General features: G+C 74.7%; 15 protein-coding genes. 8 read left to right on the top strand and 7 right to left on the bottom strand.

Features of this window, described 5'->3' with window-relative positions:
- Positions 1–9: 9 nt before the first annotated feature.
- The 3 genes from QL983_RS02310 to QL983_RS02300 are packed head-to-tail and all read right to left on the bottom strand — an operon-like array spanning position 10 to position 1,566.
- Positions 10–912, bottom strand: coding sequence for an NUDIX hydrolase (locus QL983_RS02310; protein ID WP_230297317.1), 903 nt, complete (start codon positions 910–912; stop codon positions 10–12).
- Entirely contained in the window at positions 902–1,402 is a 501-nt protein-coding gene (locus QL983_RS02305; RefSeq protein WP_069941149.1) for a RidA family protein, read from the bottom strand. The genes QL983_RS02310 and QL983_RS02305 overlap by 11 nt, the downstream gene beginning before the upstream one ends.
- Positions 1,399–1,566 (bottom strand): DUF4177 domain-containing protein, encoded by a 168-nt coding sequence (locus tag QL983_RS02300; protein WP_010080276.1) that lies wholly within the window; start codon positions 1,564–1,566, stop codon positions 1,399–1,401. The genes QL983_RS02305 and QL983_RS02300 overlap by 4 nt, the downstream gene beginning before the upstream one ends.
- Positions 1,567–1,634: 68 nt before the next feature.
- On the opposite strand from QL983_RS02300, the gene QL983_RS02295 reads away from it, so the two are divergent.
- Genes QL983_RS02295 through QL983_RS02280 form a run of 4 tightly spaced genes read left to right on the top strand, consistent with a single transcriptional unit; the run spans position 1,635 to position 8,534 of the window.
- Complete coding sequence (locus tag QL983_RS02295; RefSeq protein WP_036338242.1) at positions 1,635–3,818, top strand: transglycosylase domain-containing protein; 2,184 nt, start codon at positions 1,635–1,637, stop codon at positions 3,816–3,818.
- A gap of 5 nt (positions 3,819–3,823) precedes the next feature.
- Complete coding sequence (locus tag QL983_RS02290) at positions 3,824–4,792, top strand: metallophosphoesterase (protein WP_230297318.1); 969 nt, start codon at positions 3,824–3,826, stop codon at positions 4,790–4,792.
- A gap of 41 nt (positions 4,793–4,833) precedes the next feature.
- On the top strand, positions 4,834–6,672 hold the full coding sequence (locus tag QL983_RS02285) for an ABC transporter ATP-binding protein (RefSeq protein WP_036314269.1): 1,839 nt from the start codon (positions 4,834–4,836) through the stop codon (positions 6,670–6,672).
- Complete coding sequence (locus QL983_RS02280; RefSeq protein WP_036314267.1) at positions 6,669–8,534, top strand: ABC transporter ATP-binding protein; 1,866 nt, start codon at positions 6,669–6,671, stop codon at positions 8,532–8,534. The genes QL983_RS02285 and QL983_RS02280 overlap by 4 nt, the downstream gene beginning before the upstream one ends.
- 65 nt (positions 8,535–8,599) lie before the next feature.
- Here the strand turns inward: QL983_RS02280 and QL983_RS02275 are convergent, their stop codons facing one another.
- Together QL983_RS02275 and purD are read right to left on the bottom strand one after the other, a co-directional pair.
- Positions 8,600–9,547 carry a phosphoribosylaminoimidazolesuccinocarboxamide synthase gene (locus QL983_RS02275; protein WP_122054582.1) on the bottom strand — a complete coding sequence of 316 codons (948 nt, stop codon included), beginning with the start codon at positions 9,545–9,547 and terminating at the stop codon, positions 8,600–8,602.
- Positions 9,544–10,833, bottom strand: coding sequence for a phosphoribosylamine--glycine ligase (gene purD / locus QL983_RS02270; RefSeq protein ID WP_069941147.1), 1,290 nt, complete (start codon positions 10,831–10,833; stop codon positions 9,544–9,546). Before purD ends, QL983_RS02275 begins: the two co-directional genes overlap by 4 nt.
- A gap of 62 nt (positions 10,834–10,895) precedes the next feature.
- Between purD and QL983_RS02265 the strand changes: the two genes are divergently transcribed.
- Entirely contained in the window at positions 10,896–11,165 is a 270-nt protein-coding gene (locus QL983_RS02265) for a hypothetical protein (RefSeq protein ID WP_069941146.1), read from the top strand.
- Between the two features lie 42 nt (positions 11,166–11,207).
- Here the strand turns inward: QL983_RS02265 and QL983_RS02260 are convergent, their stop codons facing one another.
- Together QL983_RS02260 and QL983_RS02255 are read right to left on the bottom strand one after the other, a co-directional pair.
- Positions 11,208–11,837, bottom strand: coding sequence for a response regulator transcription factor (locus QL983_RS02260; protein ID WP_069941145.1), 630 nt, complete (start codon positions 11,835–11,837; stop codon positions 11,208–11,210).
- Complete coding sequence (locus QL983_RS02255; protein WP_069941144.1) at positions 11,834–13,210, bottom strand: sensor histidine kinase; 1,377 nt, start codon at positions 13,208–13,210, stop codon at positions 11,834–11,836. The genes QL983_RS02260 and QL983_RS02255 overlap by 4 nt, the downstream gene beginning before the upstream one ends.
- A gap of 186 nt (positions 13,211–13,396) precedes the next feature.
- On the opposite strand from QL983_RS02255, the gene QL983_RS02250 reads away from it, so the two are divergent.
- From QL983_RS02250 to QL983_RS02240, 3 genes are all read left to right on the top strand, one after another.
- Positions 13,397–14,548: an ABC transporter permease gene (locus QL983_RS02250; protein ID WP_095347355.1), complete on the top strand. Its 1,152-nt coding sequence runs from the start codon at positions 13,397–13,399 to the stop codon at positions 14,546–14,548.
- Between the two features lie 79 nt (positions 14,549–14,627).
- Positions 14,628–15,425 (top strand): ABC transporter ATP-binding protein, encoded by a 798-nt coding sequence (locus QL983_RS02245; RefSeq protein ID WP_095347356.1) that lies wholly within the window; start codon positions 14,628–14,630, stop codon positions 15,423–15,425.
- An 81-nt stretch (positions 15,426–15,506) separates the two neighbouring features.
- The coding region (locus QL983_RS02240) for an asparaginase (RefSeq protein ID WP_290151153.1) at positions 15,507–16,473 on the top strand (967 nt) is incomplete at its 3' end.

The following is a 16,473-nucleotide window of genomic DNA, read 5'->3' as shown; positions in this document are numbered from 1 at the left end:
CCACCCCGGTCAGTCCCGGGTGGCCCGCTCCACCCGCATCCGGGGGGTGCCGTCGTCGCCGGCCTCGGTGACCAGGTGGTATTCCGGCACGGGGCCACGCCGGGCACAGGGCGTGACGGAGAGCAGGAAGGCGGCGGCCGTCCGGTGCGCCGCGACCCGACGCACGATCACCTGCGTCAGCGGGGTCGCCACCTGGTCGAAGGGTGCCGTGCCCTCCGCCCCGGCGGGTCCGGGCAGCCGCAGCGGGCCGGCCAGCGCGCGACACGCGGGCACCCACGCCTGGAGTTCGGGACCGGGTTCCTCGGATGCCGGCGCGGACTGCACCGGTGGGGTCGTCGTGGCGAACACGGCCGTGTCGAAACGTCGGTGGACGTGGGGCGCGGAATGCCAGCGCATGACGGGGCGCAGCAGGTCGGCGCGCAGTCCGAGGCCGCGCGAGGCCAGCAGATGGGGCAGACTCTCCGAGCCCTCCTCGAGGGAGCTGCGGCCCCCGCCCCAGGTCTCGACGCGCGCCGTGGACACGACGTCCGTGTCGGAGCGACCGGCGAGGAGCACTCCGGCCTCGTCGTGGAGCTCACGGACGGCGGCCACCACGTGCTGCCGCGCACGCCGCCGGTCCGTGGTCCCGAACGTGCGGGCCCACTGGGAGGGCTCGGGACCGTACCACGGGCAGGAGTCGGCGTCGGACTCGATGAGCGCGCCGCCGGGCAGACCCACGCGGCCGAGCGGGGTGCGTCCCGCGCGGTGACGGAGGAAGACCTCCGGGCCGTCGTCGCCGTCGCGTACGAGCACCACGGCCGACCCGGGCCGGGCCGGGCGCACCTGGCGGAAGCGCCGGTCCAGCCACTGGCGGGTGAGGTCCTCCTCCTGCTCCGGGACCGGCAGCAGCAGGCCGGCCGGATCAGCGGACACGGACGGTGATCTCCACCTCGACGGGAGCATCCATGGGCAGCACGGCCACGCCGACGGCGGAGCGCGCGTGGCGGCCGACCTCGCCGAAGATCTCGGCCAGCACGTCCGAGGCGCCGTTCACCACGCCGGGCTGACCGGTGAACGCGGGGTCGGAGGCCACGAAACCGACGACCTTGACGACCTGGGCGACCCGGTCCAGGTCGCCCAACAGCTCGTGCACCGCGGCCACCGCGTTCACGGCGCACACCCGCGCGAGCTCCTGGGCGCGTTCCGGGGTGACCTCCGCGCCCACCTTGCCAGTGGCGGGCAGGGCGCCGGCCACGAAGGGGAGCTGGCCGGAGGTCAGCACGAGGTCGCCGTCCCGCAGGGCCGGGACATAGGAGCCGACCGGCGCCGCGACGGCGGGTCGGTCGATGCCGAGCTCCGCGAGGCGGGCCGCGACTGCGCCGTCGCCCCAGGCGGGGGCCGAGGACTGCGCCGTCACGTTCACGCCGCCTTCGGACGCTTGAGGTAGGCCACGGGGTTGTTCCCCTCGGGGCCCGGGATCACCGTGACGAGCTCCCAGCCGTCCTCACCCCACTGGTCGAGGATCTGCTTGGTCGCGTGGATGAGGAGGGGGATCGTGGCGTACTCCCACTGCGTCTGCTGAGTCATGGGACCCACCCTAGCCACCGGCGCGGACCCCGGAAGAGGTCCCAGGTGCCCGCGCTACACTCGCGCCCATGGCCTCCCGCACGACCCGCTTCCCCGCGCCCTCGAGCGCCCCCGGCCGCCTCCTCGCCTTCGTGGGCCTGTCGGCGCTGGCTGGCCTGCTCGTGGCGGCCCTCCTGCTGCCCGTCGCGGGCCTGGCCGGTGTCGCCGCCGCGTCGGGTCGGGAGATGCTGGACGAGCTGCCGGACGAGCTGCCCGCGGAGCCGGTGTCCGTCCCGTCGCGCATCCTCTCGGAGGACGGTGAGGAGATCGCCGTCTTCTATGAGGAGAACCGCACCCCGGTCCCACTGGACAAGATCTCAAAGCACATGCAGCACGCGATCGTGGCCATCGAGGACGAGCGCTTCTACGATCACGACGGCGTGGACGCGCGCGGCCTCATTCGCGCGACCGTCAACAACGCCACCTCCGACTCCACGCAGGGCGCCTCCACCCTCACCCAGCAGTTCGTGAACAACATGCTGGTGAACGTGCAGCAGATCCGCGGCGACTCCCGCCTCACCCTCTCCGGCTCCAAGAACATCGCGGACAAGGTCAAGGAGATCAAGCTGGCCGTCGCCGTCGAGAAGCAGATGTCGAAGGACGAGATCCTCGAGGGCTACCTCAACATCGTGCTGTTCTCCGGCCGTGCCTACGGGGTCGAGGCTGCCTCGCAGTACGTGTTCGGCAAGTCCGCCGCCGACCTGGAGAGCTGGGAGGCCGCCACGCTGGCCGGCATGGTCCAGTCCCCCACCCGGTTCAACCCGGCCCGCAACCCGGAGGAGGCCACGGAGCGGCGCAACCTCGTGCTGAACGCGATGAAGGACAACGGCTACCTCTCCCAGGAGGAGTACGACCACGCCGTCGCCCAGCCGATGGAGGTGGTCATGGAGTCCCGCCCCTCGGGCTGCCTCTACGCCAAGTTCGGCACCTACTTCTGCGACTACGTGGAGCGGCAGATCCTCGCCGACCCCACGTTCGGCCCGGACGTCCAGTCCCGCCAGGCCCTGCTGGACCGCGGCGGACTCACCATCCGCACAACGATCGACTCGACGCTCCAGAAGGAGACCGAGAAGAACCTGCGCGCCTCGGTGCCCAACAACGAGTCGCTGGGCGCCGGCCACGCGCTCACCTCGGTGGAGGCCGGCACCGGCAACATCCGCACCATGGCCCAGAACACCGAGTACGCCATCCAGGACGAGCTCGGCCACACCTCGCTGAACTTCAACGTGGACAAGCAGTGGGGTGGCGGCCAGGGCTTCCAGGCCGGCTCCACGCTCAAGCCCTTCGTGGCACTGACGTGGCTGCGCAACGGCAACCGCCTGGTCGACTCCGTGGACGCCTCCCGGAACGTCTACCCCACGGGCACGCGGTTCGCTGCCTCGTGCCGCCCGGGCGGCTACACCACGATCGGCGGCACCTGGCAGTTCAAGAACGTGATCCCGGGCATGCTGCGGCAGGTGCGCGTGGACGAGGGCCTCTTCTGGTCGGTGAACACCCCGACCGTCGCCACCGCGTACCAGCTGGACCTGTGCGACATCACGAGCCTCACCACCCAGCTGGGCATCACCCGCGCCCTGGACAGCTCCCCGCTGCAGCCGGACGACCCGTCCTTCCTGCTCGGCAAGGACTCGGTGGCCCCGCTGTCCTTGGCCGGCGCGTACGCCGCCATCGCCGCGAACGGCCTGTACTGCGAGCCGCGCGCCATCCTGGAGGTCACGGACACCGTCGGCAACCAGTACGACGTCGCCGACCCTCAGTGCGACCAGGTCATCGACCCGGACCACGTCCGGGAGCTGATGCCGGTCCTGCGCCACATCGCCGGCTTCAACATCGCCGAGGAGGGCGCCGGCTACGAGTTCGGCGGCAAGACGGGCACGAACGACAACGTGTCCTCCACGTGGTTCGTCGGATTCACCAGCAAGCTGGCCACCGCCGTGTGGACCGGCCGCTACAACAACCTGAAGTCCATGACGGGCGAGACCGTCAACGGCGAGGTCCGCAACCCGTTCTACTCGACCTCCATCAACGGCCCGTCCTGGCTCGAGTACAACCAGTTGGCCAAGGAGAAGTTCCCGCCGGGTGAACTGCCCGAGTGGGACGGCCCGCAGTCGGAGGACCCGGGCGAGGCCGGCGAGCACCCGGACGGACGCCAGTTCCACATCGACGACCTGGACCGAGGCGGGCCGTTGCCCGAGGCGGTCCCGGGCTTCTGACCGCGATGCCCCCCGCCGCCTCCCCCACCCGCCGCATGCTCCGTTCCGCAGCGCCTGCCGCCGTCGGGATGGCCGCGACGGCGGGCCTCGGCCTGGCCTGGGGCCTCGCCGAGGCTGAGGCCCGGACGGTGCGCACGCACCGACTGGCCGTGCTGCCGGCCGGGTCGGCGCCGTTGCGGGTGCTGCACCTCTCGGACATCCACCTGCTGCCCCGGCACCGGGCCAAGCGGGCGTGGCTGCGCGGGCTGGATGCACTCGAGCCTGACCTCGTGGTCAACACGGGAGACAACGTGTCCGCCGCGGCGTCGGTGCCGCTCGTGCTCGACGCGCTCGGGCCGCTGCTGGCGCGGCCCGGCGTGTTCGTGCCCGGCTCCAACGACTACTACGCGCCCAAGGCGGCCAACCCCCTGCGGTACTTCGCGGGCCCCTCGCGCATGGACGCGGACCGGCCCCGGCTTCCCTCCGACGTCCTGTTCGGCGCGTTCCGCGCCGCCGGCTGGGCCGACCTGACGAACCGGGGCGCCGCTCTGGCCGTGCCGACCCGCGCCGGGACCACGCTCGAGGTCCTCGCCGCCGGCACCGACGACCCGCACCTCGGTCTGGACGCCTGGGCCGGCTTCCCCGGCTCCGCGCCCGACGACGGCGCCGGGCGGCCCGGCGACGACGGGCGGTTCCGGCTGGGCGTCACCCACGCCCCGTACCGCCGCGTGCTGGACGCCATGACCGCCGACGGCGCCGACCTGCTGCTCGCCGGCCACACCCACGGCGGGCAGGTGTGCGTGCCGTTCCTCGGCGCGCTCGTCACCAACTGCGACCTGCCCCGCCGACAGGCCTCCGGGGTCTCGACGTGGACGGCCGCGGGGCGGACCGTCCCCCTCGAGGTGTCGGCCGGCCTGGGGACCGCGCCGTCCGCGCCCGTGCGGTTCGCGTGCCGGCCCGAGGCCGTGGTGCTGGACCTGGTCCCGCGGGGCTGAGCCGCCTGTCCCGTCCGCGGCCGCGGGTACAGTGGAGCCCCGTGACCCGCGCCACCTCTCCCGCCGCCTCGTCCCTGCGTGACGCCCTGGGCGGGATCGCACCGTACCTCGAGGGCGTGCGGGCGCGCTGGGTGCTCGGGCTCGCCTCGGCCACGGCGGCGGGCCTCGTGGCCCTGGCCATCCCGCAGGTCATCCACCTGCTCGTGGACACCGTGTTCACGCAGACTGTGCTCGCCGGGCCCTCCTCCCCCGACTCCCGCGCGGACGTGTGGCGGGCCGCCGGCCTGCTCACCGTGCTCGGCCTCGCCGAGGCCGCGTTCATCGGCCTGCGCCGGTACTTCATCCTCCCGCCGGCCGCCGGGGTGGAGAACCGGGCGCGCATCGCCCTGTTCGAACGGCTCCAGCGCCTGCCGGTGGCGTTCCACGACGCGTGGCCCTCGGGGCAGCTGCTCTCCCGGGCCCAGGGCGACCTCTCGCTGCTGCGGCGGTGGATCGCGTTCGGCTCGGTCATGCTCGTGGTGGACGTGGTGACCATCGCCGTCGGCCTCGTCCTGCTGTTCCTGCTGTCCTGGCAGCTGGCCCTGCTCTACCTCGCCGCGGCCGTGCCGATCATGTGGGCGTCGTTCGGGTTCCGCAACGACTTCCGCGCCGCGTCCCGGCTCTCCCAGGACCAGGCCGGGGACCTCGCCACGTCCGTCGAGGAGTCGGTGCACGGCATCCGCGTCCTCAAGGCGTTCGGCCGCGGCGCGCACGCCCTCGACGGCTTCCGCGGGCGCGCCCGCACGCTGCAGGGCACCGAGGTGCACAAGGCCTCGGTGCTGGCCCGGTTCATCGCGCTCATCGTGGCCCTGCCGGAGACGGTGCTGGGCCTGGGCCTCGCCCTGGGCCTGTGGCTCGTGGCGACCGGGGAGCTGACAGTGGGCGCGCTCGCCGCCTACTTCGCCACCGCGGCCGTGCTGGCCGGGCCGGTCGAGTCGGTGGGCCAGCTGATGGGCATGACGCTCTCGGCCCGCACGGCGATCGACCGCCACGTGGACGTCCTCGCCACGCCCGTGGACATCGCCTCGCCCACCGGGGAGGCCGCCGTCGTGCCCCCGGCCACCGGCGCGCTCGCGTTCCGCGGGGTGCGCTTCCGCTGGCCGGACGCGGACCCGGGGCGCGGGGAGCGCGACCTGCTCGACGGCGTCGACCTCGAGCTGGTGCCCGGCGAGACGATGGCCCTGGTCGGCGCGACCGGCGCCGGCAAGTCGACGCTGCTGCAGCTGGTCCCCCGGCTGCTCGACGTCACGGCGGGCTCCGTCTGCGTGGACGGGGTGGACGTGCGCCGGATGCCGCTCGAGGAGCTGCGCCGGCGGGTGTCCGTGGCGTTCGAGGACGCCACGCTGTTCTCCGCGACCATCCGGCAGAACGTGCTGCTCGGCGCCCCGGCGGACGTGCTCGCGGACGGCCTCCACTCCCCCGCGGCGGACGCCCTGCTCGACCTCGCGCTCGAGACCGCGCAGGCGGGCTTCGTGGCGGACCTGGCGGACGGCGTCGAGACCGAGATCGGCGAGGAGGGCCTCAGCCTCTCCGGCGGACAGCGCCAGCGGATCGCCCTCGCCCGCGCGATCGCGGCGCGCCCGGACGTGCTCGTGCTGGACGACCCCCTCTCCGCCCTCGACGTGCGCACCGAGGAGGCCGTGACCGCGCGCCTGCGCGAGGTCCTCGACGGGACGACCACCCTGATCGTGGCGCATCGTCCCTCCACCGTGGCCCTGGCGGACCGGGTCGCGGTGCTGGCGGACGGGCGGATCGAGGACGTGGGGACGCACCCCGAACTGCTGGCCCGCAGCGCCGTGTACCGGCACATCATCTCGAGCCGACCGGAGGAGCAGGCATGAGCGCCGCCGACGTGAGCCGCGTGCGCGGCGTGGGGGCCGAAGAGGACCTCGACTACACCCGCGCGGAGCGCCGCCACATCCGGCGCCGGTCCTTCCGGCTGCTCGGCGAGCTCGCGCGGCCGGTCCGGGGGACGCTGCTGCTCACCGTGGTCTTCGTGCTCGTGTCCAACGCGGCGCGGGCGGCCGGGCCGCTGATCATCGCCTGGGCGATCGACGCGGAGCTGCCGCGCGTCGTCGAGGCCGTGCGGGCCGACGAATCCGTCTGGCCCATCCTCGTCCCCGTGGGCGGGGCGTACGTGGCGGCGGCCCTCATCTCCGGCGGCCTCCTGGGGGCGTACACGTGGCTCACCGCGCGGGCGAGCCAGGCCATGCTGCTGAGCCTGCGGCTGCGCGTGTTCCGGCACACGCAGCGGCTGAGCCTCGGCTTCCACGAGCGGTACACGTCCGGGCGGGTGATCTCGCGGCAGACCTCGGACCTGGAGGCGCTGCGGGAGCTGCTGGACCAGGGCGTGTCCTCGCTCGTGTCCGGGCTGATGTTCATGTCGTTCACCGCGGCGTCCATCCTGCTGCTGGACCCGCCGTCGTTCCTCGTGCTGCTGGGTGCGGCCGTGCCGGTGGCGATCGTGACGCGCTGGTACCAGGTGCGGTCCGAGGAGGCGTACCGGCGGTCGCGGGTGTCCTCGGCGCGGTCGATCGTGCACTTCGTGGAGACCATGACCGGCATCCGCGCGGTCCAGGCCTTCCGGCGGGAACGGGACAACGACGCGCGGTACCGCGACTTGGCCACGGCCTACCGGGACGACATGGTGGCCACGCTCAACCTGTTCGGCATCCTGCAGCCGGTGCTCGTGGCGACGGGCAACCTGACGGTGGCGGCGCTGCTCGTGACCGGGGGCCTGCGCGTGCTCGACGGCGACCTCGAGGTGGGGGTGCTCGTGGCGCTCCTGCTGGCCGGACGGCGCGTGTTCCAGCCCATGGAGATGGTGGCGATGTTCTACTCGTCGCTGCAGTCCGCGACGGCGGCGCTCGAGAAGGTCTCCGGCCTGCTCGAGGAGGAGCCCACCGTGGTGGAGGCCGCCGAGCCCACGCCGCTGCCCGGGGCCGACGCTCCGGGGACGGGCGTGGCGTCCGGGCGGGTGGAGTTCCGGGACGCGGTGTTCAGCTACGGACCGGACCGGGTGGTGCTGCCGGAGTTCGACCTCGTGATCCCGGCCGGGCAGACCGTGGCCGTGGTGGGCCAGACGGGTGCGGGCAAGTCGACGCTGGCCAAGCTCATCGCCCGGTTCTACGACGTCTCTGCCGGCTCGCTGACGCTGGACGGGGTGGAGCTGCGCGAGCTCAGCCAGGCGGATCTGCGGCGCAACGTGGTGATGGTGACCCAGGAGGCGTTCCTGTTCTCCGGGTCGATCGCGGAGAACATCGCCCTCGGCCGGCCCGACGCCACCGAGGCCGAGATCCAGGCGGCCGCCCGGGCGGTGGGGGCGCACGACTTCATCCTGGGGCTGCCCGAGGGCTACGCGACCGACGTCGCCAAGCGCGGCGGGCGGCTGAGCGCGGGACAGCGGCAGCTCGTGTCGTTCGCGCGGGCGTTCCTCGCGGACCCCGCCGTGCTGATCCTGGACGAGGCGACGTCGTCGCTGGACCTGCCGAGCGAGCGACTCGTGCAGGCCGGGCTGGAGCGGCTGTTGGGGAACCGGACGGCCCTGATCATCGCCCACCGGCTCAGCACCGTCGAGACCGCCGACCGGGTGCTCGTGATGCACGACGGCCGGATCGTCGAGGACGGCAGCCCCGCCGAGCTGGTGGCGGCCGACGGGCGGTTCGCGGCGCTGCACCGGGCCTGGGAGGACTCGCTCGCCTGACGGGTGGCGCGCCCGACGCGCTTTCGAACGTGGCAGAGGGCCTACCCCACGTTCGAAAGTGCGGGTCAGGCGTCGAAGGGGCGGCCCGTCAGGCGCTCGTACGCCTCCACGTAGCGGTCGCGGGTCTTGGCCACGACGTCGGCGGGCAGCGCCGGCGGGGCCTCCCCGCTGGTCTTGTCCCAGCCGGAGTCGGGGCCCGTGAGCCAGTCGCGGACGAACTGCTTGTCGAAGCTCGCCTGGGGGCGGCCGGGCTCGTAGTCCTCGGCGTCCCAGAACCGGGAGGAGTCCGGGGTGAGGACCTCGTCGCCCAGCACCACCTGGCCGGTGGCCGGGTCCACACCGAACTCGACCTTCGTGTCCGCCAGGATGATGCCGGCCTCGCGGGCGATCGCCTCGGCGCGGGCGTACAGGTCCAGGGTGAGGAACCGCAGGCGCTCGGCGGCCTCGGTGCCCACGCGCTCGACCATCTGCTCGAACGTGATGTTCTCGTCGTGCTCGCCGACCTCGGCCTTCGCGGACGGCGTGAAGATCGGCGGGTCGACCCGCGAGCCGTCCACGAGCCCGGCGGGCAGCGGCAGGCCGGCCACCGTGCCCGACGCGCGGTACTCGGCCAGGCCGGACCCTGTCAGGTAGCCGCGGGCGATGCACTCCACGGGGAACATGTCCAGGCGCTTGACGACCATCGCCCGCCCGGCCACGGCCGCGGGCACGTCCGTGCCCACCACATGGTGCTCGACCGGCTCGGCGTGGGCCCCGTTGTAGCCCTCGGCCAGCTTCTCGAACCACCACAGGGTCAGCCGGGTGAGGATGGTGCCCTTGTCCGGGATCGGCGGCTCCAGCACGTGGTCGTAGGCGCTGATCCGGTCGGAGGCCACCACGAGCAGCGTCGCGGACCGTCCCGGCTCGGCGTCGGCGGGCTCGTACAGGTCCCGCACCTTGCCCGAGTAGACGTGCCGCCAGCCCGGCAGCCAGAGGGCCTCGGCCCCCGTGAACCCCACGCGCTCCCCGCTCACTTCGCTCCCCCCGTCCCGGGCACGGTGATCTCGCCGCGCTCGGCCTTGAGTCCGATGTCCGTGCGCCACTGGGCCCCGTCGAACCGGATCCGCTCGACGCCCGCGTAGGCGCGCTCACGCGCCTGGGCCAGGTCCGCCCCGCGCCCGACGACGGCCAGCACCCGGCCGCCCGCCGTCACCACGTCCTCACCGGACGCCGCGGTGCCGGCGTGGATCACGTGCACGCCCTCGAGGGCGGCCGCGTCGGCCAGCCCGGTGATCACGTCGCCCGTCGAGGAGGAGGCCGGGTAGCCGGCCGAGGCCATGACCACGTCCACGGCGACGTCGTCGCTCCACTCGAGCCGACGGTCCGCGCCGAGCCGGCCGGCCGCGGCGTCGGCGAGCAGCCCGCCCAGGGGTGTCTCGAGGCGGGCGAGCACGGCCTGGGTCTCGGGGTCGCCGAAGCGCACGTTGAACTCGATGACCTCCACGCCCTTGGCGGTCACGGCCAGGCCACAGAACAACACGCCCGTGAACGGGGTGCCGCGGCGGGCCATCTCGGCGAGCACGGGGCGGGCCACCCGGTCCATGACCTCGTCCGTGAAGCCCTCGGGCAGCCACGGCAGCGGCGTGTACGCGCCCATGCCGCCGGTGTTGGGGCCGGCGTCGCCGTCGTGGATGCGCTTGAAGTCCTGCGCGGGGGTGAGGGCGACGGCGTCCTCGCCGTCGCAGATCACGAAGAGGGATACCTCGGGGCCGTCCAGGAAGTCCTCGATCACCACGGTGCCGCCGGCGGCGAAGCAGGCCTCGGCGTGGGCGAGGGCCTCGGCGCGGTCGGAGGTGACCACGACGCCCTTGCCCGCGGCCAGGCCGTCGTCCTTGACGACGTGCGGGGCGCCGAACTCATCGAGGGCGGCGGCGGCCTCCGCGGCGGTGGTGCACACGCGGGAGCCGGCGGTGGGCACGCCCGCGGCGGCCATGACCTCCTTGGCGAAGGCCTTGGACGCCTCGAGCTGCGCGGCCGCCTGCGAGGGGCCGAACACGGCGAACCCGGCCTCGCGCAGGGCGTCGGAGACGCCGGCGGCCAGCGGGGCCTCGGGACCGACGACGACGAGGTCGGCCCCCAGCTCGCGCGCGAGCTCCACGACGGCGGCCGGGTCGGTGGCCTCGACGGCGTGGAGGGTGGCCAGGTCGGCCATGCCGGCGTTGCCGGGCGCCGCGTGGAGGGCGCTGACCTGCGGATCACGGGAGAGGGCGGTGAGCAGCGCGTGTTCGCGGCCGCCGTTGCCGAGCACAAGGGTCTTCACGAGCCTCAAGCCTACGCGGTGGCCCTGGCCCGGTCCGGCCCGTGGCCCCTACGGTGGAGCGCATGACGATGCCTCCCCTCCACCACGGTCAGCCCGGCGACGACCGTGATCCCCGTGACCCCCGCCACCGGCCCGGTGCGGGGCTGGGACCCGGGCTGCGAACGGCCTGGACGTTCGTCGGCGTGATGTTCACGTGCGCCCTGATCGTCTTCTGGACGCTGCGGGGGCTGGGCGTCCAGCGCGGCGACCTCAGCCTGCCCGCCGCGCTCGGCGTGCTGGCGCTGGCCGCCGTCGCCGCGGCGGTGATCACCCGGTACGTGCGGCGCCGCTGAGCAGGACCGGGTCCGCGGGGGTCGGCCGCCCCGGCCTGTCGGTCAGCGGATGATGCGCCGTCGCCGGGCCTCGTCGACGGCGCGGGTGCGGTTGTCCACGCCGAGCTTCTGGAAGATGTGCACCAGGTGCGTCTTCACGGTGGCCTCGGAAATGAACAGCTCCTTCGCGGCCACCTTGTTCGTGGCGCCCCGCGCGATCAGCTCGAGCAGCTCGATCTCCCGCTCGGACAGCACCTCGGAGCCGCCGGACATGCGCCCCATCAGCGTGGCCGCGACCTGCGGGGCCAGCGCCTTGTGCCCCGCCGCCGCCTGCCGCACCGCCGAGGCGATCTCCTCGCTCGGGGCATCCTTGAGCAGGTAGCCGGCGGCGCCCGCGTTCACGGCCGCGAGGATGTCCGCCTCCGTGTCGAAGGTCGTCAGGATGAGCACCTGCACCCCCGGCCACCGCTCCCGCACCGCGCGGGTGGCGGTCACGCCGTCCATGCCCGCGCCCATCTGCAGGTCCATGAGCACGACGTCCACCGCGGGCTCGCCCGCCTCCAGGACGCCGATCGCCTCCGCCCCGTCGGCGGCCTCGGCCACCACGGTCAGGTCCGGGTGCGCTTCGACAACGGCCCGCACCCCCGCCCGCACCACGGGGTGGTCGTCCACCAGCATCACGCACACGTTCATGCGGTCTCCTCGCTCTCGGTCTCCTCGGGATCCGCGCCCCGGCCGGCCCCGGCGGCGACCAGCGGCACCCGCAGCGCCACCACGGTGCCCTCGCCAGGGGCCGACTCGACGGTGGCCTCGCCGCCCACCGCCGCGAGGCGCTCGCGCACGCTCGCCAGTCCCACGCCGGTCCCCGCCCCCGGGTCGGCGCCGGAGGCTCCGGCCCGGGCGTGGGCCGCGACGACGGCCGGGTCGAACCCCGCGCCGTCGTCGGCCACGTCCACCGTCAGCTCGTCGCCGAGGTAGCCCAGCGTGACGCGGGCGCGGCGGGCGCCCGCGTGGGCGCCGACGTTCGCCAGGGACGCCTGCACGGCCCGCAGCACGGCGGTCTCCACGGCCTCGGCGACCGCGACCGGCTCGCCCACGACCTCGACGTCCGCGGCCACGGGCGTCCCGGCGGCGGCCTGCCGGTCGGCGAACCCGGTGACCGCGCGCTCGAGCGCCTCGACGAGGGACGGCGCCCCGGTGCCGCGCAGGTCGCGGACGAAGCGGCGGGACTCGGCGAGGTTCTCGGCGGCCGTGGCGCGCACGGTCTCCATGCGCTGCCGGGCCAGGGCAGGGTCGGCGGCGTCGAGCGCGTCCTGGGCCGCGCGTGAGACCAGCACGATCGAGGCCAGCCCCTGGGTGAGGGTGTCGTGGATCTCGCGGGCGAGCCGCTCCCGCTCGGCGCTCACCCCCGCCCGGTGCTCCGTGCGCGCGAGCTCCGCCTGCGCAGCGCGCAGCTGCTCGGCCACGGCCCGCTGGCGCTCGGACTCGGCGTGCAGGGCGCGGTACGCCCCGGAGAGCACCACGGCCACGGCGGCGCCCACCAGCGGGCCGATCACGGCCGGCACCCGCACGCCGCCGGCGCCCGCCGCCATCCCGGCCACCACGACGGCGGCCATCGCCACCACCAGCGCGGGCCCGACCACGTGGCGCACCCACGCCTGCCGGGCCACCCGGTCGACCACGTGCAGGACGACGAAGAAGAGGGGGAAGGCGACCCACGCGAAGTCGCCGTGGTGGCCCACGAGCAGGCCCCACAGCAGCAGCACCAGGGCCAGCCAGGCGACCGCCGGACCGCGGCCGACGTCGTCGCCCCGGGCCCACCGGCGCCGCTCCAGCACGGTCCCGGCCAGGTAGACGCCCGCCAGCGCGGCGGTCAGCAGCACCAGGGTGGTGGCCGGGAACGGACCGGACGCGTCCGGGGACCGGTCCGCGAGCGCGCGCGCCAGCCCCACGGTGAGCAGTGCGGCGAACGTGACGTGCAGGGCCACGCGCAGGCCGGCGAGCACGGCGGTGGTGCCGGTCTCGGTGGGCGCGGGGGGCACGGCGGCGCGGGGGGCGACGGACATGGCTCCACCCTAGGGCGCGCCCCGGACGCGACAACGGCCCGATGCCCCGGGGTCGCGCCGCTGCGCCGCCGGGATCAACCATTCGGTTGACCGGGTCCAGCCGCCGCGGGCGATGTGGCGACCCCTCCCCGCGCGAGACCGTGGAGGCAACCTCAGGACAGACCTCGTCAGGAAAGGACGCGCCCCGTGTTCCTCGCACTCCGCGACCTCCGCTTCGCCACCGGACGGTTCGCTCTCATGGGCTCCGTGGTGGCCCTCATCAGCCTGCTGCTCGTCATGCTCTCCGGCCTCACGGCCGGCCTGGGCGGGCAGAACACCGCCGCGATCGACCGCCTCGGCGAGCAGGGCGTGCAGCGTCTGGTCTTCGGCGGCGCGGCGGGCCAGGAGCCCACCGCGTCGTTCACCCAGTCCGAGTTCACCGTGGCCCAGCGCGACGCGTGGGCGGCCACGGACGGCGTGGCCTCCGTCGAGCCGCTCGGTGTGAGCCAGGGCCGGGCCATCGGCCTCGAGCACCCCGTGGACACGGACCCGCAGGGCCGCGCGGACGTGTCCGGCGAGCCCACCACCGGCGTGGCCACCACCGCGTTCATCGGTCTCACCCCGGGCGGCTCCGACGCGCCGGCCGGCGTCGAGCCCGGGCAGATCGTGCTCAGCCAGGACGTGGCCGACTCCCTCCACGCGCAGGAGGGTGACGCCGTCGCGGTCTCCGGCTTCGTCTACACCGTGGCCGACGTCGTGCCGACCGAGTACTACTCCCACTCCCCCGTGACGTGGCTGGCGCTCGAGGACTGGAACGCCATCTCGCACACCGCCGACGACGCGGTGCTCGGCACCGCCGGCCTGGTGCGCTTCGACGCCGGCGCCGACGTCGACGCCGTGGCCGCCGCCGGCGACGACGCCGCGGGCACCGTCGCCGAGACCGTGAAGGGCTCCTACGCCGCCCTGCCCAGCTACCGGTCCGAGAACGGCTCCCTGATGACCATGCAGGGCTTCCTGTACGGCATCTCGGCGCTCGTGGTGATCGCGTTCCTGTCCATCTGGACGGTGCAGCGCACCCGCGACATCGCGGTGCTCAAGGCCCTCGGCGGCTCGAACGGCTGGGTGCTGAAGGACTCGCTCGCGCAGGCCGCGTTCGTGCTCGTCGGCGGCGTGGCCGTGGGCACCGGGCTGGCCACCGTGATCGGCGCGTTCGCGGGGCGGGCCGTCCCGTTCGAGCTCTCGTGGGCCACCACCGCGGTGCCCGCCGCCGGGGTCCTCGTGCTCGGCATGCTCGCCGCCGTCGTGGCGGTCTACCGCGTCACCCGGATCGACCCGCTGGTCGCCCTTGGCGGCAACTGACCGCCCCGACGACGGCGCCGCCCGGCGCCGTCGTCCCCCTCGGCTCCGCCTCGCCCCCGCTTGGAGAAAGGACCTCCCCATGACCACCCTCACCGCCCCGCAGGCCGACCTCGACGCCCTCCGCACCCCGGCCGCCGCGGCCGCCCACCGCGTCGCCGGCGAGCGCCCTGTCGCCGCGTCCGACGCCACCCCCGCGCTGTCCGTGCGCGACCTCGTCCTGGAGTACCCGGACGGCGAGCGCGGCGTGCTGCGCGCCCTGGACGAGGTGAGCCTGGACCTGCTCCCCGGCACCTTCACCGCGATGGTCGGCCCGTCCGGCTCGGGCAAGTCCTCCCTGCTGGCGGTGGCCGCGGGCCTCGTGACGCCCACCTCCGGCAGCGTGTCCGTGGCCGGTCGCGAGATGGCCGGGCTGTCCCGGAAGGAGCGCACCGCGCTGCGCGGCCAGGAGATCGGCATGATCTTCCAGCAGCCGAACCTCATCCCGTCCCTCACCGCGGCCGAGCAGCTCGAGCTGACCGTGCACCTGGACCGCGACGCCACCCGCGCCGACCGCAGGGCCGCCAAGGCCCGGGCCCTGGAGCTGCTCGAGCGTGTGGACCTGGCCGACCAGGCCGGCAAGCGCCCGCACCAGCTCTCGGGCGGTCAGCGGCAGCGCGTGAACATCGTGCGCGCGCTGATGGCCTCGCCGACGCTGCTGCTCGTGGACGAGCCCACCTCCGCGCTGGACCGCGAGCGCTCGGCCGCCGTCGTGGACCTGCTGGGCACGCTGACCCGCGAGGAGCAGGTGGCGACGCTCATGGTCACGCACGACCACGAGTTCCTCTCCGCCACGGACCGCACCCTGACCATGGTGGACGGGCGGCTCTCCGCGGAGTGAGCCGGTGATGCCGCCGGACCTGACCCGGCCCACCGGCCCCGGACGCCCGGCGCGTCCGGGGCCCTCGCTACCCTGGACCGCATGACCCACGCCACCGTCGCCCCCACGGGCGAGACCTTCGCCCTGTCCGATGCCGTCGAGCTCGTGGAGACCGTCCGCAACGGCTTCGTCGAGTCCCGCACGGCGGGCGCCGCCGTCGTGACCGGCCCCGACGGGCGGGTGCTGGCCGCCCTCGGCCCCGCAGACGCGCTGATCTACCCGCGCTCCACGCTGAAGCCGTTCCAGGCCATCGCGTCGCTGCGCCACGGGGCGGCGCTGGAGGGCGAGGCCCTGTCCATCGCGTGCGGCTCGCACCGGGGCACGCTCCGGCACCAGGCGCTGGCCGAGCGCATGCTCGCGGACGCCGGCCTCGACGCGTCCGCCCTGCAGTGCCCGCCGGCCTGGCCCGCGGACACCTCCGAGGTGGTCGCCCAGGTCCGCCGCGACGGCGAGGCCGCCGCCGCCACCCCGCTGGCCTTCAACTGCTCCGGCAAGCACGCCGGCTTCCTCGCGGCCTGCGCGGCGTCCGGGCACGACGTCGCCACGTACCTCGACCCGGCGCACCCGCTGCAGCGCGAGGTGGACGCGGTGATCGCCGAGTACTGCGGCGAGCCGGTGGCCCACACCGGTGTGGACGGCTGTGGCGCCCCGGCCGCCGTCATCTCGCTGGCGGGCCTGGCCCGCGGCATCGGGCGGGTCGCCGCGGCGCCCGGCCGCGCCGACGCGGATCCGCACGCGGCCGCCGTCGCCACGGCGATGCTCGAGCACCCGTGGGCCGTCCACGGGGAGACGAGCTCCAACACCGTGGTGATGCGCGAGCTCGGCCTGCTCGCCAAGGTGGGCGCGGACGGCGTCCTCGTCATGGCCGCGCCGGACGGCACGGCCGTGGCCGTCAAGGCGCTCGACGGCGGCACGCGGGCCGGCGACCTGGTCGCGCTCGCGCTGCTGGCCCGGTTCGCCCCGGACCACGTGGACCGGGCGACGCTGCCGGGCGTGCTGGCCGCCGTCG

Source organism: Micrococcus sp. APC 4021 (assembly GCF_030407635.1).
Taxonomy (GTDB): Bacteria; Actinomycetota; Actinomycetes; order Actinomycetales; family Micrococcaceae; genus Micrococcus; species Micrococcus luteus.
The sequence above is the reverse complement of the archived record's forward strand: the minus strand, read 5'-3'. Positions and strand labels throughout refer to the sequence as shown.